Origin of the sequence: Pseudohoeflea suaedae (assembly GCF_004354915.1) — a bacterium.
In the GTDB taxonomy this organism is placed as follows: domain Bacteria; phylum Pseudomonadota; class Alphaproteobacteria; order Rhizobiales; family Rhizobiaceae; genus Pseudohoeflea; species Pseudohoeflea suaedae.
On the sequence record NZ_SMSI01000001.1, the window covers coordinates 404553 to 423958 of the forward strand.

The 19406-nt window shown below is 62.0% G+C and carries 20 protein-coding genes; 12 read left to right on the forward strand and 8 right to left on the reverse strand.

All coding sequences use genetic code 11. From position 1 onward, the window contains the following. Window positions 1-250 precede the first annotated feature (250 nt). The 3 genes from E2A64_RS01915 to E2A64_RS01925 form a co-directional block, all read right to left on the reverse strand. Window positions 251-853 (reverse strand): TadE/TadG family type IV pilus assembly protein, encoded by a 603-nt coding sequence (locus tag E2A64_RS01915; RefSeq protein ID WP_133282756.1) that lies wholly within the window; start codon window positions 851-853, stop codon window positions 251-253. Window positions 854-877: 24 nt separating this feature from the next. After that, window positions 878-1492 (reverse strand): TadE/TadG family type IV pilus assembly protein, encoded by a 615-nt coding sequence (locus E2A64_RS01920; protein WP_133282757.1) that lies wholly within the window; start codon window positions 1490-1492, stop codon window positions 878-880. 133 nt (window positions 1493-1625) lie between these two features. Continuing rightward, window positions 1626-1985 carry a pilus assembly protein N-terminal domain-containing protein gene (locus E2A64_RS01925; protein WP_133284209.1) on the reverse strand — a complete coding sequence of 120 codons (360 nt, stop codon included), beginning with the start codon at window positions 1983-1985 and terminating at the stop codon, window positions 1626-1628. A gap of 458 nt (window positions 1986-2443) precedes the next feature. On the opposite strand from E2A64_RS01925, the gene E2A64_RS01930 reads away from it, so the two are divergent. The 9 genes from E2A64_RS01930 (at window position 2444) to E2A64_RS01970 (ending at window position 11444) form a co-directional block, all read left to right on the forward strand. Beyond that, complete coding sequence (locus tag E2A64_RS01930) at window positions 2444-2626, forward strand: Flp family type IVb pilin (RefSeq protein WP_133282758.1); 183 nt, start codon at window positions 2444-2446, stop codon at window positions 2624-2626. Between the two features lie 111 nt (window positions 2627-2737). Then, on the forward strand, window positions 2738-3244 hold the full coding sequence (locus E2A64_RS01935; protein WP_133282759.1) for an A24 family peptidase: 507 nt from the start codon (window positions 2738-2740) through the stop codon (window positions 3242-3244). A 161-nt stretch (window positions 3245-3405) separates the two neighbouring features. Then, window positions 3406-4212, forward strand: coding sequence for a Flp pilus assembly protein CpaB (gene cpaB, locus E2A64_RS01940; RefSeq protein ID WP_133282760.1), 807 nt, complete (start codon window positions 3406-3408; stop codon window positions 4210-4212). Window positions 4213-4276: 64 nt separating this feature from the next. After that, window positions 4277-5749 (forward strand): type II and III secretion system protein family protein, encoded by a 1473-nt coding sequence (locus E2A64_RS01945; protein WP_133284210.1) that lies wholly within the window; start codon window positions 4277-4279, stop codon window positions 5747-5749. 13 nt (window positions 5750-5762) lie between these two features. After that, a complete protein-coding gene (locus tag E2A64_RS01950; RefSeq protein WP_133282761.1) occupies window positions 5763-6461 on the forward strand; it encodes a CpaD family pilus assembly protein in 699 nt (232 codons plus the stop codon). An 86-nt stretch (window positions 6462-6547) separates the two neighbouring features. Then, window positions 6548-7831 (forward strand): CpaE/TadZ family protein, encoded by a 1284-nt coding sequence (locus E2A64_RS01955; protein WP_133282762.1) that lies wholly within the window; start codon window positions 6548-6550, stop codon window positions 7829-7831. 27 nt (window positions 7832-7858) lie between these two features. After that, on the forward strand, window positions 7859-9421 hold the full coding sequence (locus E2A64_RS01960; RefSeq protein WP_428977437.1) for a TadA family conjugal transfer-associated ATPase: 1563 nt from the start codon (window positions 7859-7861) through the stop codon (window positions 9419-9421). 9 nt (window positions 9422-9430) lie between these two features. After that, on the forward strand, window positions 9431-10441 hold the full coding sequence (locus tag E2A64_RS01965) for a type II secretion system F family protein (RefSeq protein WP_133282763.1): 1011 nt from the start codon (window positions 9431-9433) through the stop codon (window positions 10439-10441). 10 nt (window positions 10442-10451) lie between these two features. Beyond that, complete coding sequence (locus tag E2A64_RS01970) at window positions 10452-11444, forward strand: type II secretion system F family protein (protein ID WP_133282764.1); 993 nt, start codon at window positions 10452-10454, stop codon at window positions 11442-11444. 144 nt (window positions 11445-11588) lie between these two features. Here E2A64_RS01970 and E2A64_RS01975 read toward each other — a convergent pair whose 3' ends face one another. Together E2A64_RS01975 and E2A64_RS01980 are read right to left on the reverse strand one after the other, a co-directional pair. Further along, window positions 11589-11951, reverse strand: a complete 363-nt coding sequence (locus E2A64_RS01975; RefSeq protein WP_133282765.1) for a VOC family protein — start codon at window positions 11949-11951, stop codon at window positions 11589-11591. Between the two features lie 55 nt (window positions 11952-12006). Continuing rightward, a complete protein-coding gene (locus E2A64_RS01980) occupies window positions 12007-12822 on the reverse strand; it encodes a tetratricopeptide repeat protein (RefSeq protein WP_133282766.1) in 816 nt (271 codons plus the stop codon). Between the two features lie 144 nt (window positions 12823-12966). Here E2A64_RS01980 and E2A64_RS01985 point away from each other — a divergent pair, with 144 nt between their 5' ends. The 3 genes from E2A64_RS01985 to E2A64_RS01995 all read left to right on the forward strand — a co-directional run bounded on the left by E2A64_RS01985 (window position 12967) and on the right by E2A64_RS01995 (window position 15667). Then, window positions 12967-14352, forward strand: coding sequence for a leucyl aminopeptidase family protein (locus E2A64_RS01985; RefSeq protein WP_133282767.1), 1386 nt, complete (start codon window positions 12967-12969; stop codon window positions 14350-14352). Window positions 14353-14435: 83 nt separating this feature from the next. Continuing rightward, a complete protein-coding gene (locus tag E2A64_RS01990) occupies window positions 14436-14801 on the forward strand; it encodes a MarR family winged helix-turn-helix transcriptional regulator (RefSeq protein ID WP_133282768.1) in 366 nt (121 codons plus the stop codon). Next, window positions 14798-15667 carry a C40 family peptidase gene (locus tag E2A64_RS01995; RefSeq protein ID WP_133282769.1) on the forward strand — a complete coding sequence of 290 codons (870 nt, stop codon included), beginning with the start codon at window positions 14798-14800 and terminating at the stop codon, window positions 15665-15667. Before E2A64_RS01990 ends, E2A64_RS01995 begins: the two co-directional genes overlap by 4 nt. Before the next feature lie 9 nt (window positions 15668-15676). On the opposite strand, the gene E2A64_RS02000 is transcribed toward E2A64_RS01995, so the two are convergent. From E2A64_RS02000 to E2A64_RS02010, 3 genes are read right to left on the reverse strand one after another with little or no spacing between them, the layout of a single operon-like run. Then, window positions 15677-16633 carry a 2-hydroxyacid dehydrogenase gene (locus tag E2A64_RS02000; RefSeq protein WP_428977438.1) on the reverse strand — a complete coding sequence of 319 codons (957 nt, stop codon included), beginning with the start codon at window positions 16631-16633 and terminating at the stop codon, window positions 15677-15679. Between the two features lies 1 nt (window position 16634). Further along, window positions 16635-18278 carry an ABC transporter ATP-binding protein gene (locus E2A64_RS02005; protein WP_133282770.1) on the reverse strand — a complete coding sequence of 548 codons (1644 nt, stop codon included), beginning with the start codon at window positions 18276-18278 and terminating at the stop codon, window positions 16635-16637. Next, window positions 18275-19405, reverse strand: a complete 1131-nt coding sequence (locus tag E2A64_RS02010; RefSeq protein WP_133284212.1) for an ABC transporter permease — start codon at window positions 19403-19405, stop codon at window positions 18275-18277. Before E2A64_RS02010 ends, E2A64_RS02005 begins: the two co-directional genes overlap by 4 nt. Between the last annotated feature and the right edge of the window lies 1 nt (window position 19406).

Sequence of the window (19406 nt, forward strand, 5' to 3'; positions counted from 1 at the left end):
AGGTAACCCCAAATCCCGCGCAATGCCATCGCCTGCGGGCCATGTGTCAGAACGGATCAGGCAATCCGCATCGCATGGCTTTCGGATCAGGCGATACGCCTAGCTCACGCCGCCGAAGCGGCCGGTCCCATGCCGGCCGGCTGTGCGGATTGCGGATATGAATGGAAAGACAGGCGAGGGAATCGTGCGGGCCAGATCCGGCCGGCGCAGAGGCCCGGCACTCTATCCAGGCGCGATGCGGCCGTGGAAACTAGCTGCAGTCGGTGCAGGTGATGCTGCCGCTGATCACACGCGGGCGCAGATGATAGGTCTTTCCCATGTTCAGGTGCCGCGTCTGGGATCCATCTTCGTCGCTTGCGAGAAGGAAGACGTCGTAATCCAGGTTGAGCTGCGCGCGCACGAGGAAGGTCGAGGCGATGTTGAGCTGCGACGGAACGGATACGGCGGAGCCTTTCGGCTGGACCGGGCTGCCGTCATCCTTCCACGACCAGGCCACCGTAGCCTTGTTGCTCGCGTCGATGCGGATCGCGGTGATCTTTACCTTCAGCGTGGACGTCTTGAACGGCGCAATGACGCTCTGGGCGACATTGACCATGCTGGCGAGATAGGCCTTGTCGACCGTCTCCTGCTGCGTGACGAGGTCGGCGACCGTGCTCGATGCGCGGGCAAGCTTCTTGTTGACCGACATCGCCACCGAGACTTCCAGCGAGCCGATGTAAAGAACGATCAGGAACGGTGCGATGAGTGCGAATTCGACCGCGCCGACGCCGTCCCTGTCTCCGCGAAACCTTCGGAAGGCTGCGTTCAGCCTTGTCAGGAAACCGGCGCTGCTGGCTGTTGTGATCTTGGCCATTGTTCTATTCCGGTTGAATGAGGATCAGGGATAGTCTTCGTTCTGGAAGGCGGCCGTGGCCACCATCAGATAGTATTGCGGGCTGTCGGAATCGCCCCTCACATTGGTGATGTAGGGTCTCACCAGATCGGTCGTGACATCCCAGTGGTAATAGGCCCGCACGATGTTGATGGAGCCGGAGCCGCCGGGATTGTAGGCGAATTTGGATGTGTCGAGATCACCGTCCGCGGCGCCGCCGACGCGCGGGATGCCCTTCGGAACCTGTGCGAAGGTCGTGAACTGGCGGACATCGAGGTTCAGGAGCGACGGGTCGCATTTGAGCAGGATCGAGATCTCGCCGCAGAATGCCGTGCGGAACGCCCCTTCGTCCATGTCGGTCGTCTTGCCCTGATTGTAGGTGATCTGACCGGTGCGGATCTTTCGGCCCATCGTGTCGACCGCGTTTTCCAGCAGCTGCTCGCCGGCATAGGCGATGCAGGCCTCGATGGTCGCGAATATGAGCATGAAGAAAGGGATGGCCAGGATTGCGAACTCGATCGCTGCCGTGCCGTCCTCGTTCCTGCCGAAGCGACGGAAGAGCCGCGGCCGGCGGCGTTTGCCGCCTGCCGAATTGTGCAAATCGTCCCGTTCTAACGCCATCGGATAGTCCCAATTCCCGAATTCATGGCGTCAGATTACGCCCGAGGAGTTGAGAAAACGTAACTGAGGGGGCTAATTCATTGAATGTATTGTTTAGTTAGAATTAACCGTCGATGGGAGCCGGTTTCGGCTCTTATTGGACGGGAGTTGCCGTGGCCCCTGAGGCTGACTTTACGTGCTGCTCGCAGGACGGAGCGCAGGAAAATACCGTCCGTTCGGTCTGGCGGTAGATCCGCAGCGTGTTGGCTTCATCGACGGCCACCAGAACGACCTCGTCGACGATCGGCTGGCCCTCCATGTCGAGGACGACCAGATTGGTGGTCCCGTAGGACTTTCCGGTCAGCACGATCGTGCTGGAATCCGCGATGGCCACGTCCGCAACCGATGAACTGCCGACGATGACCTTGCTGATCTGCCGGTCGACCTTGATAATGCGGGCATGATCCATGGAGACACGGATCATCTCCTCTGCGGCAAACCCGGATGTGGACATCGATCCCGCGACGAGGCCGCAGGCCACGGCGCCGATCAGGGTGCGTTTGATGAGAGACAGAGCGGCCATTCGTCAATTCCTTGAATTCGTTCCTCCTAAAATCTCCTCTAATGGTGAATTAAATGTAAAGCTTGGAAAGGATCGGCGCGCGCAAACGATTTCTCTGAATTCAGGCGACCGGAAAATGCGGCATGGTGCCGGGATGGAGCAGCGCGCAGACGGCGGGAAGGAGCGCTCGAACGCATGATCGCGCGTGCGAGTATATATAAGGTGAGGCGGCGGGTTGCTGCCCGATGCTTAACCCTCCGCTAACCATCCCGCCTACTTGCCTCCGTAAACCCATTGATAACCTTGTTTCTTAAGTGGATTGCAAAGAGCGAGCGGTAATGTGGCCCTAACCGACCAGGAATATACCTGGAGGTGGTGCTGAAACCGCATGTGGAACCAAGGAGCAACCCATGAGCAAGCTTATCGCACGTTTCGCGAAAGACGAATCCGGCGCAACTGCCATTGAATACGGCCTCATCGCCGCCCTCATCTCTGTCGCGCTGATCACCGGTGCAACCTCCCTCGGGACGAGCCTGAACAACACGTTCCAGGACATCTCGAGCAAGATGGTCGACGCTGAGAACGCCAACTGATATACAATCAGTTCTTCATTCAAAAGGGGCCGCTCCACTTCGGGCGGCCCCTTTGTATTTGTTCTTTTTTAAGCGCGTCAGAGTAGTTTTGGATCTCAAAGGGAGTTCAATATGCTCGATGCCGCAATCTTCGTCGTCTTTCCGCTGTTGATGGCGGTAGCCGCGTTTTCCGACATGGTCTCCATGACGATCCCGAACCGGATATCGGTCATTCTGTTCGCGGCCTTTCTCGTCATTGCGCCCTTTGCGGGCCTTGGAATCGTGCAGATCGGCTGGCATGTGGCCGCCGGCTTCATCGTTCTCGCCGTCTGTTTCACACTCTTTGCGCTCAACATGATGGGCGGAGGGGATGCCAAGATCCTGGCCGCCAGTGCCGTATGGTTCGGCTACAACCTCGACCTTCTCGGCTATATCGTGACGGTCGGCATCTATGGCGGGATCCTGACCTTCGTCGTGCTGATCCTGCGCGCCAACCAGCAGACGCTGATGGCCTTGCCGCTGCCCATTCCGCTTCATTTCTTCAATTCGAAGAAGGGCGTACCTTACGCGATTGCGATCGGTCTTGCGGCGCTGACCTGCTACCCAGATTCCGTTCTCATGCGCATTGCGCTGAACTAGGCGGAAATTTCCTTCTCGATCACTCCGGCACTGGACCCAAAAAATAGGGGTCTGGCTGGAAATATTTCTTTTACCACCCCTCGAAGGGGCTTGTTAACCATAATTTGACGATTGCCCGGGCATTCTCCGAACAGTGAAGTCCAACTGTTGAGGACGTAAGGATGAAACCCGCACGAGCCATTATCATGGCAATCGCCGTTCTGGCGGCAGCTCTGGCTGGATATCTCGCGCTTAAATTGACGCAGCAGCCGGCTGTTGTCGCTGAGGCGCCTGAAAAGATCATCGAGAAGGTCCCGACCGTGGAAATCCTCGTCGCCAAGGAATCGATGCCTGTCGGTGCCCGGTTGAACGAAGAGCTTCTCGAGTGGAAGGGCTGGCCCGAGGATGCGCTTGTCGAGGGTCTTATCCGTCAGGATGAGCGTCCCCAGGCGATCAGCGAACTCAACGGCTCGGTCGTGCGTTTGCCCATGTTCGTCGGCGAGCCGGTGCGCGGCGAGAAGATCGTCGATTCTTCCGCCCGCGTCATGTCGGCACTGCTTCCCGCGGGAAAGCGTGCGATCGCCACCGAAATTTCGGTCGCCACCTCGGCTGGCGGCTTCATTCTTCCCAATGACCGAGTCGATGTCATCATGGTTCGGCGCTCGACCGGAAGCGACGGCTACCTCACCGAGGTGATCCTTTCCAACATTCGCGTTCTCGCCATCGACCAGCGCATCGAGGAAAATCCCGACGGCAGCAGGACCGCGGTCGGCTCGACCGCGACGCTGGAACTGAGCCCCGACCAGGCCAAGATCATTACCGTGGCGCAGCAGCTCGCTGACCGGCTCACCCTGTCGCTTCGAAGCGTGGCTGATGCCCAGGAGCCGAATGCGGGCGGCGCCGACTACCTCCTGAGCGGTGATAGCGGATCGGGCGCCATCAAGGTGTTTCGCTCCGGCGCGGTCACCGACGTAACGCCGGCCAATTAAAGTGCGGAGATCGAAAGTGCGTAAACCACTGAAAAAGATCGCGGCCTCGTTGACGACAGTCGGCATGCTGACGAGCCTGTCACTCGTTGACCTTCCAGTCGTCGGAGTAACCGCCGCGCAGGCCGATTCGAACGTCATCAAGATCACCCAGCAGGGACCCGGCGTCACGAAGCGCGTCAAGCTCGGCTTGAACAAGGCGATCGTCGTCGACCTGCCTTCGGATGCTCACGATATCCTGGTGGCCGATCCGACGCTTGCCGATGCCGTAACCCGGACGTCGCGTCGCGTTTACCTTTTCGGCAAGACGGTCGGCCAGACGAATATCTTCGTCTTCGGTCCGAACGGCGAGGAGATAATCGCCATCGAGCTGAACGTCGAGCGCGATGTCGCCGGCCTCGAGGCTCATCTGGCCCGGTTCATTCCAGACTCGGATATCAAGGTGGAAATCATCTCCGACAACATCGTGCTCAGCGGTACCGTGCGCACCCCGCAGGATGCCGCCCAGGCCGCGCGACTGGCGGACATCTTTCTGACCGGCGGTGAGGCGACGACCCGTAACCTGACCGCGACCAGCGATGGCGGCGATGCGGCGATCTTCGCCGAGCAGCGCCAGAAGTCCCAGATCGTCAACATGCTCAAGATCGACGGCGAGGATCAGGTCACGCTCAAGGTGACCGTTGCCGAGGTGAGCCGCCAGGTGCTCAAGCAGCTCGGCTTCAACTCTTCCGTCTCGGGTTCGGCAGGATCTTTCGTCAACAGCAACCCGCAGAACCTGGGTGCGATAAACACGGGTTTGAACTTCGCCTCGCTGGGTGGAACGATCAACGGATACTCCATTTCCTCCTACGTCAACGCGATGGAGCAGGCCGGCGTCATGCGAACACTCGCAGAACCCAGCCTCACGGCGATCTCCGGCGAACAGGCCAACTTTTTCGTCGGTGGCGAGTTCCAGATTCGAGATGCGGTCGACTTTGACGAGGACTCAGGCCGCCCCACCTTCACGGATCGCGCCGTCGAGTACGGTATCCGCCTCAACTTCCTTCCTGTCGTCCTGTCTCCCGGCCGGATCTCTCTACGGATCGAAACCGAGGTTTCGGAGCCGACCTTCGAGGGTTCGACTTCGCTGCAGGGTGCCGGTGCAGCACCAGGCCTCACGCGCTTGTCCATCAAGAAGCGCGAAGCCTCCACATCCGTCGAACTTCCGTCCGGTGGTTCGATCGTGCTCGCCGGTCTCGTCCAGGATAATATTCGTCAGGCCATGTCGGGCTATCCCGGCATCTCCAAGATCCCGGTTCTGGGCACGCTGTTCCGAAGCAAGGATTTCGTTCGAAACGAAACCGAACTCGTAATCATTGCGACACCGTACCTTGTCAAACCGGTTGCCCGGAACAAGATTTCGCGTCCCGATGACAATTTCAACGCGGCCAATGACGGTGCGAGCTTCTTCCTCGGCAAGATGAACCGTGTCTACGGGCGCATGGAAACCGATTTGCCACCAGGTCGCTATCACGGCGCGGTCGGTTTTATTTACAAGTGATCGGGGCTATACGATGAACACGCAAAACAGCACATATTCCCTCGGCGCGCTGCGGCGGCTGGCGGGTCCTGTGGCAATGGCTTCGCTCGCTGCGGTCCTGCTTTCGGGCTGCGCCAACAGGCAGCATGTGATCGTCGGATCCATTCCCGATGACTATCGCACACGCCACCCGATCATCATCAGCGAGAAGGAACACACCTTCGACGTTCCCGTCTCCAGCAGCGACCGGAAGCTGACGCAGTCAATGCGCGAGACGGTTCGCGGCGCATCGGACCGCTATCACACGATGGCATCGGGCGCGGTTACCGTCCTGGTGCCGACCGGTTCGCCGAATTACGGCGCCGCCTCTCTGATCGCACGCGAAGTCGTTGACATCCTGGTGTCCGACAGCGTTCCGCGCCACAATATCATCATGGCGAGCTATGTCGCGCCGTCGCCCGAAATTGACGCTCCGATCCGGATCGCGTTCACGGCGACGACGGCAGCTACCGGTCCCTGCGGCCGCTGGTCGGAGGACATGCTCGCAAACGCCGATCAAAACCGGAACTACGAGAATTTCGGCTGCTCCAGCCAGCACAATCTGGCGGCTCAGATCGAGAATCCGGGCGATCTTCTCAATCCGCGCGGCATGACCTCGATCGACGCAGAGCGGCGCGGGGCTGTCGTTGAAGCCTATCGGGCGAACGGCGCGGCCTTGCTTGGTGACGATTAAGGTGTGAGCGCCTCCGGCGCGCCGGGGCCTCAAGCGCAGGCAGAATTTGCTGCGCGAACGTAGAGAATTGAACTGGGAACGGAACGATGGCGAATCTGGATTACACGCAGGAACAGGAGTTCCAACTGGCCCCATCCACCGAAGGGGAGCGCGGAGATATCGAGCGCGTCCGGCCGCTGCCGCGGATTTCGGTTCACGCCTTCTGTGAAACCGACGGCGTGATGCGCACTCTCGAGCGCTGCGCACAGGACAGGCGCATGGCCAGGGTCCATACCCGGATCAACAATGGCGGCGTGCTGGCGGCAGCCAACATGTACGGCTCGTCCTCGACGCCCAATCTGCTCATTCTCGAAACCTCGCGCAACGCCGACAGCCTGATGGCCGATCTGGGCCAGCTTGCCGAGGTTTGCGATCCCGATACGCGGGTTGTCGTCATCGGTCACGTCAACGACGTCACCCTCTATCGCGACCTGATCCGCAACGGCATTTCCGAATACATGGTCGCACCGGTCTCGATGGCCGACGTGATCGGCGTGATTTCGAGCATCTTTGTCGATCCGGACGCCGAGCCGCTTGGCAAGGTGATCTCCTTCGTCGGCGCCAAGGGCGGCGTCGGCTCTTCGACGCTGGCGCATAATTGCGCCTGGTCGATTTCGGAGCTCTTCGACAGCGAAACCATTCTGGCAGACCTCGATCTGCCGTTCGGCACCGCGAATCTCGACTTCAACAACGACCCGGCACAGGGCATCGCCGAAGCGGTTTTCTCGCCCGACCGTCTGGACGAGGTCTTCCTCGACCGTCTGCTCGCGAAATGCTCCGAGCACCTCTCGATGCTTGCCGCGCCGTCGATGCTCGATCGCAATTACGACTTTGCCGGAGATGCCTTTCTCCCGATCCTCGATATCGTTCAGCGCAACGCTCCGGTTACCGTTCTCGACGTGCCGCATCTGTGGAATGACTGGACCCGCAAGGTTCTCTCCGCGTCCGATGAAATCGTGATCACGGCGACACCGGATCTCGCCAACCTGCGCAACACCAAGAACCTGTTTGACACGCTCGCCAAGCTCCGGCCCAACGACACGCCGCCGCTCCTGGTGCTCAACCAGGTCGGCGTCGCCAAGCGTCCCGAGATCGGGGTCGACATCTTCTGCGAGCCGCTCGGCGTCGAGCCCTGCGCCATCATTCCCTTCGACGCCCAGCTTTTCGGAGATGCGTCGAATTCCGGACTGATGATCGCGGAGGCGAATGCCAAATCGCCGGTCGCCGAATCGCTCTCCCAGCTCGCCCACATCGTCACCGGGCGCGCCGAGGTGAAGAAGCGCCGCAAGTCCGGTCTTGGAGGCCTCATGGGTCTTCTGGGCCGCAAGTAAGCATCATTTCATGAGTGGAAACAGGTAATGTTCGGCAAACGCCCCACCGGATCTCCTCCCCGGCCCGCACAGTCCGCGCCAAGCCCGGCTCCCGCGGACAGCGCCCCTGCGCCCGCACCAGCGCCTGCACCAGCCCCGGCCTCCCAGGGTTCCATGCTCGCAGAGGCTCCCAAGCCCGTCTCCCTCGGCGGCCCCTCCGGACGCGGTGGCCAGCCGGCGTCCGCCGGCAATGCTCCGCTTCCCCCCGCCTCGCGACCGGCAGCTCCGGCCGAGCGCAAGGAAGAGCCGCGCCGCCGCACGGCCCGGAACGAAGCCTATTACGACACCAAGAGCCAGGTTTTCTCCGCGCTCATCGACACAATCGACCTTTCCCAGCTCGCCAAGCTCGATGCCGAAAGCGCGCGTGAGGAAATCCGCGATATCGTCAACGATATCATCACGATCAAGAATTTCGCACTGTCGATTGCCGAGCAGGAGGAACTGCTCGACGACATCTGCAATGACGTTCTGGGCTATGGTCCGCTCGAGCCTCTCCTGGCGCGGGACGACATCGCCGACATCATGGTCAACGGCTCCGGCAACACCTTCATCGAAGTCGACGGCAAGGTCATCGAGAGCGAAATCCGCTTCCGCGACAACAGCCAGCTTCTGTCGATCTGCCAGCGTATCGTGAGCCAGGTCGGCCGCCGCGTCGACGAATCGAGCCCGATCTGCGACGCGCGCCTTCCCGACGGGTCCCGCGTCAACGTCATCGCACCTCCGCTCGCCATCGACGGAACCGCGCTGACCATTCGTAAGTTCAAGAAGGACAAGCTCACCCTCGACCAGCTTGTCCGTTTCGGTGCCATCACGCCCGAAGGTGCGGCGATCCTCCAGATCATCGGTCGCGTCCGCTGCAACGTCGTCATCTCCGGCGGTACCGGTTCCGGTAAGACGACGCTTCTCAACTGCCTGACCGCCTATATCGATACCGACGAGCGTATCATCACCTGCGAAGACTCGGCCGAACTTCAGCTTCAGCAGCCGCATGTGGTGCGCCTGGAAACCCGCCCGCCGAATATCGAAGGCGAGGGCGAGATCACCATGCGCGATCTCGTCAAGAACTGCCTGCGTATGCGCCCCGAACGCATCGTCGTCGGTGAGGTTCGTGGCCCGGAAGTCTTCGACCTTCTCCAGGCAATGAACACCGGTCACGACGGTTCGATGGGCACGATCCACGCCAACTCCCCGCGTGAATGTCTCAGCCGTATGGAATCGATGATCGCCATGGGCGGCTTCTCCCTGCCGGCCAAGACCGTGCGCGAGATGATCTCGGGCTCGATCGACGTCGTCATTCAGGCCACCCGCCTGCGCGACGGTTCTCGCCGCATCACCCACATCACCGAAGTCCTCGGGATGGAAGGCGACGTCATCATCACCCAGGATCTGGTGCGTTACGAAATCACCGGAGAAGACGCGGCAGGCCGCATCGTCGGCCACCACCGTTCGACCGGTATCGGTCGCCCGAACTTCTGGGATCGCGCGCGTTACTACAACGAGGACAAGCGGCTCGCCGCTTCCCTCGATGCCATGGAAAAAATGTCGGAGTAGGACCCAGCCTTGTTCGGAATCGACACCACTGTTCTTGCCATGATCGGGCTGGCGGCCTTCGCGGCCGCGGCGCTGGGCTATGGCGTGCTTTACAACAAGATCGAAGCCGACAAGAAATCCGCCAATCGTCTGAACCGCGTCAAGGCGGCTGAAACCGACCGTGGCAAGGCGAATGCCGCGCGCGATCGCATCTCCGAGGCCAATAAGCGCCGCAAGACGATGCAGGAAACGCTCAAGACGCTCGAGGACAAGCAAAAGGAAAACGACAAGCGCAAATCGCCGCCGCTTGCCGATCGCATCGTGCAGGCTGGATTGCCGATCTCGGTGCAGCAGTTCTACATGATCTCCGCCGTTCTCGGTTTCGTCATCGGCTTTTTCGCCTTCGTCACCAACGGCACGCTGCTGGTGGCAGGCGGCGCTGCGATCGTCGGTGGACTTGGGTTGCCGCGCTGGATCCTGGGCTTTCTGCGCAAGCGCCGCTTGAAGGCGTTTCTCGACGAATTCCCGAACTCGCTCGACGTGATGGTCCGCTCGATCAAGTCCGGTCTGCCCCTCAACGACTCCATCCGGATGATCGCCAGCGAAGGCCAGGAGCCGGTGCGCACCGAGTTTCGCCGTATCGTCGAAGCCCAGCAGATGGGCCTGAGCGTGCCCGAGGCCTGCGCCCGTCTCTACCTCCGCGTCCCGCTGTCCGAGGCCAACTTCTTTGCCATCGTCATCGCCATTCAGGCGCAGGCAGGCGGCAACCTGTCTGAGGCCCTCGGCAACCTCTCGCGCGTGCTGCGCGATCGCCGCAAGATGAAGGCGAAGGTCGCCGCGCTTTCGATGGAAGCCAAGGCCTCCGCCGTCATCATCGGTGCTCTGCCCTTCATCGTGGCGACGCTCGTCTACCTGACCTCGCCCGATTACATGCTGATCCTCTTTACCGATCCACGCGGTCATCTGATCATGGGTGCTTCCGCGGTCTGGATGTCGATCGGCATTTTCGTCATGCGCAACATGATCAACTTCGAGGTCTAGGGGCCGTATAATGGGCAATATTCTCTCAGCTCTCGTCGATCCCACCTATCTGGTTCCGGGCCTCGTCTCGATCGCCGTCTTCGCCACGCTCTTCACGATCATGGTGCCCTTTTTCGAAAAGGGCGACCTCGAGGCACGGATGAAGTCGGCGGCGCTCGAGCGCGACGAAATTCGCGCCCGCGAACGCTCCCGGCTGAACGCCGAGCAGAACAGCAAGGGCCGGCCGGGTCTTCGCAAGAAGAACAACCAGTCGGTTCGCCAGATCGTCGACCAGCTCAACCTGCGCAAGGCGCTCGTCGACGACGCGACCGTCGCCAAGCTCAAGAGTGCCGGCTACCGTTCCCAGAACGCGCTCAACATGTTCCTGCTGGCACGCGTGGTCATGCCTTTCGTCTTCCTGGCGGTGGCGATCCTGTACATTTTCGTGCTTGAGATGTTCTTTGCCGACAAGCCGTTCACCGTTCGCCTTCTGGCCTGCATGATCGCCGCCTATGCGGGTTTTTATGCGCCGAACGTCTTTGTCTCCAATCAGGCCGGCAAGCGCCAGAAATCGATCAAGATCGCCTGGCCGGACGCGCTCGACCTGATGCTGATCTGCGTGGAATCGGGTGTCTCGCTCGAGGCCGCGATGAAGCGTGTGGCCGAGGAAATCGCCATTCAGTCGACGGCGCTTGCCGAAGAGTTCCTCTTGACCACCGCGGAACTTTCCTACCTGCAGGACCGGCGCATGGCGTTCGAGAATCTCGGCAGCCGTACCGGCCTCGAAAGCGTCAAGTCCGTGACCCAGGCGCTCATCCAGTCCGAGCGCTACGGTACGCCGATCGCCCAGGCGCTGCGCGTCCTGGCACAGGAAAGTCGCGACGTGCGCATGAACGAGGCGGAAAAGAAGGCCGCAGCGCTGCCGCCGAAGCTCACCGTCCCGATGATCCTGTTCTTCCTGCCGGTCCTGATCGGCGTCATCCTCGGCCCGGCCATCATCCAGGTCATGGACAATTTCGGCTGAACCGGCTGTCGGCGAAGAATTTTGCCAGGCAGGTAACCGGTCGCCAGACCGTTTCACCGTCAGGTGCAGACGGATAGCCTCAGCAAGCTGTTGAACTCATTTACGCATTTCGGCTTTGCCGATTCCGTCGGAATCGAAATTGCTTTAAGCCGAAAAGGCCCGGCTCGACACCGAGATGGGATTGTCCGATGGATCCCGCGCATTGGCGAAGCTGTAGCCGCCGGCGGTGTGGACGGGCCCGAAGACGAGGCCGGACTGCCGGGCGGATGCGCAGAAGCTCTCGACATCCTCGACATCGAAGACGAGCTTGACCAGAGACTGGCCGGTCTTCTGGCCCTTGGAGGCGGGATGTAGCAGGATCGTCGCCCCGCCGTCACGCGGCCGCAGTTCCACGATGCGGTCACCGTCCCTTACAACCGCTTCAAAGCCGAAATGGCGGCAATAGAATGCAGCCATTTCCTCCATCTTCCGGGTGTAGACGACCAGACGTCCGAGGGGCGTGTTCATGGGCACTCCGCTGCATGCACGTCGCCTGAGGACCGAAGGAGGCCCCGATACCAGATCAGTTGGTGTTGTTTTCTTCGCCGTTCTGCAGCTTGGCCCACGAATTCTGCTGGGCGAGCATGGCGCGCAGATACTCGACATTCGCCTGTGCCTGATCGGCCGAAAGTTCGGCGCGGGCGATGTTCTCGGCTTCCTGGAAGCGACCCTGCAGGCCGACGACGAGGGCGAGGTTCTGGCGCACGCGGCTGTCGGCGTTCGGCCGGTTCGCGGCCTTGCGCAGGTAGGTTTCCGCCGAGCGCGGATCGCCGTTGATCAGGTAGGACATGCCGAGATTGGAGAGAATCGAGGGTTCTTCCGGCTCTATCTCGAGAGCCTTGCGATAGCTTGCGCGGGCACTGTTGGAATCGCCCAACTGGTCGAGCACGGCGCCTTCGGCGGAAAGAAGCTGCCAGCTCGGGCGGTCCGGTGTCTGGGCCCTGCGGATGGTTTCCAGCGCCTTCTGCAATTCGCCGGCACCGGCAAGCGCCTTGCCATAGGCTGCGAGAACCGTGCGGTCTGTCGGATTGTGGATCGCGACCTGCTGCATGACGGCCAGCGCCTGGTCGTCACGACCCGACATGCGCAGCATCTCGGCATATTTCATGCCCGTGGCGGCGTTCTTCGGGTCGCGCTCATAGGCCTGGCCGAAACGTTCGGATGCATTGCGCAGTTCTGCGGCGTTCATCGAATCGAGCGGCTTGTTCATACTGGGGATCGAGCCGGTGTGACGCGGCGCTTTCGAGGCGCAGCCGGCCAGCGACAGGGCCAGCAGAACAGTCGCGGTGGAAACCGCGAGGTTCCGGATGATCGGTGAGCGTGAGGTGACGATACGCATGAAAGAAATCCCTGTCCGCGATACAGCCCCGGCCGCCGCGAGCATAAAAACCGCGCAAGGCCGTGTTCCCTCTCTGAGCAATAATCTGTTAACCCTAATTAACTGTTAACAAACCCCGAAACAGCATGCGAGGAGTGCCGCCCCATGGCGCCGTACCAGTTCATCAAGCGCGAATATCCGACTGCCAGCGACGAGGAGAGCCGTCCCGTATGGCTTGTGGCAAAGGGCGGCCTCGGCGAGGCCGGACTTCCGGAAAAAGCCGCGAAATGGGCCAGGAATGCCGGATTTTCAGGGGCCGAGGGCAGTCATCTTCTCGTCCCGGATTCGGAAGGCGATATCGCGGGATGCCTGTTCGGCACCGGCGACAAGTCGGCCGCGCACCCCTTTGTCGCCGGCAAGCTGGCTTCCGCTCTTCCCACGGGCCTGTGGCGCCTCGAAGGCTCGGAAAATCCGCTGCGTGATTCGCTTGCCGTCGCGCTCGGTGGCTACCGCTTCGAGAGCTACAAAAAGCCCGGTGCAGAACGGGGCAAGCTGTCTCTCGATAAAACCCTGGACGCCGACGACCTGACGCGCATTGCATCCGGCGTCGATCTTGCGCGCGATCTGATCAACACGCCGGCCAACGACATGGGGCCGGACGCGCTCGAGGCCGCGTTCCGGGCGCTCGGCAGCCATTATGGTGCGGCCATCACCGTGATCGCCGGCGATGACCTCATCGAGCGGAATTTCCCGATGATCCATGCCGTCGGCCGTGCGGCCAAGGACGTGCCGCGTCTTCTCGACATGCGTTGGGGCAAGGAGGGCGCGCCAAAGGTCACGCTCGTGGGCAAGGGCGTCTGCTTCGATACCGGCGGTCTCGACATCAAGCCGTCCTCCTCCATGCTTCTGATGAAGAAGGATATGGGGGGAGCTGCCAATGTCCTCGGTCTCGCGCTGATGATCATGGATGCCGGGCTCAATGTCGATCTGCGCGTTCTCGTTCCCGCCGTCGAGAATTCGATTTCCGGCGACGCCTTCCGACCGGGCGATATCCTCATGAGCCGGAAGGGCCTCAGCGTGCAGATCGACAATACCGATGCGGAGGGGCGGCTGGTGCTGGGCGACGCGCTCGCCTATGCCTGCGAGGACGCGCCGGAGCTGCTGATCGACATGGCGACGCTGACGGGTGCCGCCCGTGTGGCGCTCGGCCCCGACCTGCCACCCTACTATACCGACGATGAAGCGTTCTCGGATGATCTGGCCGATGCCGCGCAACAGGTTGCCGATCCGCTCTGGCGCATGCCGCTCTTCCAGCGTTACGAGGCCATGCTCGATGTGCCGGTGGCCGACATCACGAACGCGCCGGCAGGCGGTTTCGCGGGATCGATCACCGCGGCGCTCTTCCTGCGCCGTTTTGTCGAAAAGCAGATATCCTGGTGCCATCTCGACATTTTCGGCTGGACTCCGAAGGCGCAGCCCCACGCGCCGCTCGGCGGGCAGGCGCAGGGCATTCGCGCGCTCTACCAGCTGATGTGCGACCGCTATCGCTGACGAAAATTCGGTCGGGGTCTTGCGTAATCTTACAGTGTCCGTGAGTATGAAAACGGGACCGTAACGATTGCGCGGCTGATTGGATGTCGATAGATCTCAAACCTTCGCAGGCGCTCGGCCTCTGGCACGCGGCGACACTGGCGCAGCTGGAGCTGGTCGGACCCGATCTGACCATGCGCCAGCTTGTGATCCTGTTGCACATCTATCTCAAGCCGCCGCCCCACACGGTGCGTGGGCTTGCCGCCCGCCTCGATGTCACCAAGCCGGTCATTACCCGCGCGCTCGACACGATGGGAAACATGGGTCTCGTCCGCCGGGTGCGCGATGAGCGCGACCGCCGCAATGTCATCATCAAGCGCACGGTAGAGGGGGCTCTGTTTGTCGAGAAGATCGGTGACCTCATCATCAAGGAAGCGGCGAAACTGCCGCGTGACGGAGTGACGGGATGAGTGACAAGCTCGATCGGCGGCTCTACGCCTATCGCCCCGACCTCGCCGAAGAGGCTCTCAGGGGAAAGGTCGAGGCCGAACGTTTCGTGTCGGGCGATCCGGCGCACGTTATCGAGCCGGTCATCGATATCCGGCCGCGCCCCGATCTGTCGGCGGGTATCGACAGCCAGGCGGTCTACGGCGAAACGCTGCGTGTGCTCGATCGCCACGAAGGCTGGGCCTGGATCAAGTGCGATGCCGACGACTATGTCGGATATGTCTCGGATGCGGCACTTGCTCCGGGGCCGGGCAAGGCTACCCATGAAGTCGCCGTGCCGCGGACCTTTCTCTATCCGGGGCCCGATCTGAAATTTCCGATAACTGCCGCGCTCTCGATAAGTAGCCGGCTAAATATTGTCGGTAACGCGGTCACGCGCGACACGCGCTACCTGCTGCTCGAAAGCGGCGAGGCGGTGATTGCCGGCCATTGCCGTCCGCTCGATGCGGAACGACCCGCGGATCCGGTCGCCGTCGCCGCGCTGTTTCTCGAAACGCCCTATCTGTGGGGCGGGCGCTCGGGTTTCGGCATCGACTGCTCGGGCCTGGTGCAGATCGGCTTCGCGATGACGGGCTATTCGGCCCCGCGTGATTCCGACATGCAGGCCGATCGGCTCGGCTCGGCGATCGACCCCGAAAGGGACGGCCTGCAGCGTGGCGACCTGGTCTTCTGGAAGGGGCATGTCGGCTTTATCGAGGATGACGGCAAGACGCTGCTTCATGCCTCCGGCGGCACGATGACGGTTACCCGCGAGCCGCTTGCGGGTGCCATTGCCCGCATCGCCGCGCTCTACGGCCACCCCACCGGATATCGCAGGGTGCTTGCCTAGGTCCTGGCCCTAGTAGCCGGCGCTCTTGTCGACGAGATTGGCGAGCGGCTCGCCGCGATCATAGGCCTTCATCTGTTCGACGATCGGGCCGGCCAGCCGGGCCGCGTTGGATGAGGCTGCGGCATGCGGGGTCACCGTGACCTTGGGATGCTCCCAGAGCGGACTGTCCTTGCCGAGCGGTTCGGCCTCGAACACGTCGAGCGAGGCCGCGCTGAGCAACCCCTCGTCGAGGGCGGCGACGATGTCCGCCTCCACCTGCAGCCCGCCACGCCCTGCATTGATCAGCACCGGAGCCCCGAGCGGTCCGCGCCGGGTCATCCGCCGGAAGGTCTCGAGGCCCAGAATGCCCCGTGTTTCGTCGGTCAGCGGCAGCAGCACGACGAAGATGTCCGCCGAGGCGAGGAAGTCGCCGAAACCCTCGGGCCCGGCAAAGCAGGTCACCCCATCGACATCCTGCTGACGGCGCGACCATCCGGTGACCTTGAAGCCGAGCACGTTCAGCTTGGCCGCCGAATCCCGCCCGAGTTCGCCGAGCCCCATGATCCCGACGGTGACGTCATCGGCCGATGCCTGCTGCCGGGTTTCGCCCCAGGAATGGTTCTGCTGTTGCCTGCGATAGCGCGGGCCGTTCCGATGATGATCGAGAACCTGCCAGACGACATATTCGCTCATTCGCGCGGTGAGGTCGTCCGAGACGATGCGCACGATCGGAACATCGGGGAGCGTCGTGTCCTTGAAGATGTGGTCAACACCCGCGCCGAGCGAGAAGATCGCCTTGAGGTTCGGCAGGCTGGACAACAGTCCTTCGGGTTGCTTCCACACCACGGCAAAACGGATAGACGGGTCGGTCGCCCCGTCTGTCTCGAGAACGATGTCGCGTCCGGGCGCGTGCTTTTCCAGTTCGCCGATCCACAGTTCCGAATCCCAGCCGGGGGCTGAAAGGAGAATACGCTCCGCACTCATCATGCTACTCGCTCATTTCGCCGCCGGGACGCGTTTCCATGTCGAAAGCGGCAGCCATCAGGGCCTTGGTATAGGCCGTCTTCGGCCTGTCGAAAATATCCTCGGCAGCGCCCTGCTCGACCACCTTGCCCGTGCGCATCACCATCACCTCGTTGGCAAGCGCGCGAACCACCTTCAGGTCGTGACTGATGAACAGATAGGCGAGATCGTGCTTGCGCTGGAGATCGCGCAGCAGGTCGACCACCTGCGCCTGTACGCTCATGTCGAGCGCCGAGGTCGGTTCGTCGAGCATGACGAAGCGCGGCTTGAGCACCATGGCGCGGGCAATCGCGATGCGCTGGCGCTGGCCACCGGAAAATTCGTGCGGATAGCGCCAGCGTGTGCCGGCATCGAGCCCCACTTCCTCGAGCGCCTGCGCCACGCGATCGTCGCGCTGGTCGGCAGAAAGCTCCGCGCCGTGAATCTTCAACCCTTCGCCGACGATTTCGGCGATCGACATGCGCGGCGACAACGAGCCGTAGGGGTCCTGGAAGACCACCTGCATTTCGCTGCGCAGCGGCTTCATTTCGGCAAAGCTCCGGGTGTCGATCCTCTGGCCGTCGAAGAGGATTTCGCCTTCCGAACGGATGAGCCGCATCAGCGCCAGGCCCAAAGTCGTCTTTCCCGAGCCGGATTCGCCCACCACGCCGAGTGTCTGGCCAGATTTCAGTTCGAGCGAGATCCCGTCGACCGCCTTCACATGGTCGACCACCTTGCGCATGAAGCCCTTCTTGATGGGGAACCAGACGCGGACATCCTTGGCCTCCATCACAGTCTTCGCCGCCTTTTCCGTTTTCGGCGGGCGCCCTGTCGGCTCGGCGGCAAGCAGATGCTTGGTGTAGGGATGTTGCGGATCGGTGAAGATCGCCTCGGTCGGCCCGGCTTCCACGATCTCGCCCTTCGTCATCACGCAGACCTTGTCGGCGATCTTGCGCACGATGCCGAGGTCGTGGGTGATGAACAGCATCGCCATCTTGTGGCGGGTCTTGAGCTCGGCGAGCAGTTCGAGGATCTGCGCCTGCACCGTCACGTCGAGCGCGGTCGTCGGCTCGTCGGCGATCAGAAGCTCGGGACGGTTGGCGAGCGCCATGGCGATCATCACACGCTGGCGCTGGCCGCCCGAGAGCTCATGCGGGAACGCGGTCACGCGGGATTCCGCATTGCGTATGCCGACCTGCTTCAGGAGTTCGATCACGCGGCCGCGGGCTTCGGTCTTGCGCACACCCTGGTGCAGCGACAGGATTTCGGTGATCTGCCGTTCCACCGTGTGGAGCGGATTGAGCGAGGTCATCGGCTCCTGGAAGATCATCGTGATGTCGTTGCCGCGCACCGCGCGCAATTCGCGCGTGCCGGCATTGAGCAGGTTCCTGCCCTTGAAGATGATCTCGCCGGAGGGATGGCTTGCCGCCGGGTAGGGCAGGAGCTTGAGCACGGACAGTGCGCTGACCGACTTGCCCGAGCCGGATTCGCCCACCAGCGCGACGGTCTCGCCCGGGTTGATGTCGAAGCTCACCCCTTTGACGGCGGGAATGGCCTTGCCGTCCTGGTGGAAGGTCACGGCGAGATCCTTCACCGAGAGCAGCGCGTTGTTGACTGTCTCAGCACTCACCGGAAGGTCTTCCTCGGGTCGAACGCGTCGCGGGTGGCCTCGCCGATGAAGATGAGGAGCGACAGCATGATGGAAATCGAAAAGAAGGCAGTCAGCCCCAGCCAGGGCGCCTGCAGGTTGCGCTTGCCCTGGGCGATCATCTCGCCGAGCGACGGAGAGCCGGGCGGCAGGCCGAAGCCGAGGAAATCGAGCGAGGTCAGCGTGGTAATCGAGCCCGAGAGGATGAACGGCAGGAATGTCAGTGTGGCGACCATGGCGTTGGGCAGGAGGTGGCGATACATGATCGTCGTGTTGCCGATGCCGAGCGCCCGCGCCGCATTCACATATTCGAAGTTGCGGGCGCGCAGGAATTCCGCCCGGACCACGCCGACGAAGGCGGTCCAGGAGAACAGCAGCATGATGCCCAGGAGCACCCAGAAGCCCGGCGGCAGAACCGCGGCGATGATCAGGAGCACGTAGAGCACCGGCATCGACGACCAGACCTCGATGAAGCGCTGCATGAGAAGGTCGGTCCAGCCGCCGAAGAAGCCCTGCACCGCGCCGGATGCCACGCCGACGATCGCCGAGAAGAACGTGAGCGCGAGCCCGAACAGCACCGAGATGCGGAAGCCGTAGATCATGCGGGCCATGACGTCGCGGGCCTGGTCGTCGGTCCCGAGCCAGTTGAGATTGTGCCAGTTGCAGTCCGGGTCATCGACGCCCTGCGGATAGCCGGAGCAGTATTCCTCGCGGCTCATCGTCCAGAAGGGAGCGGTGGGTGCGGAATGCGGAATGAACGAATTGGCGGTCAGGAAGGAGTAGCGGATCGGCGGCCAGATCATCCAGCCATTCGCCTCGATCTCGTCACGGATGAAGGGATCGCGATAGTTCGTCTCCGCGAGAAAGCCGCCGAATTTTTCTTCCGGGTAATCGACCACCACGGGAAACAGGATCTCGCCATTGTAGGAGGCGATGATCGGCTTGTCGTTGGCGATCAGTTCGGCGCAGAGCGACAGGGCGAACAGGACGAGGAAGATCCAGAGCGACCAGTAGCCGCGCCGGTTGGCCTTGAAGTTGGACCAGCGGCGCTTGTTCATCGGCGACAGCCAGCCCTTCGGGCGGCCGGTCGGCGCTGTGGCTTCGGACATG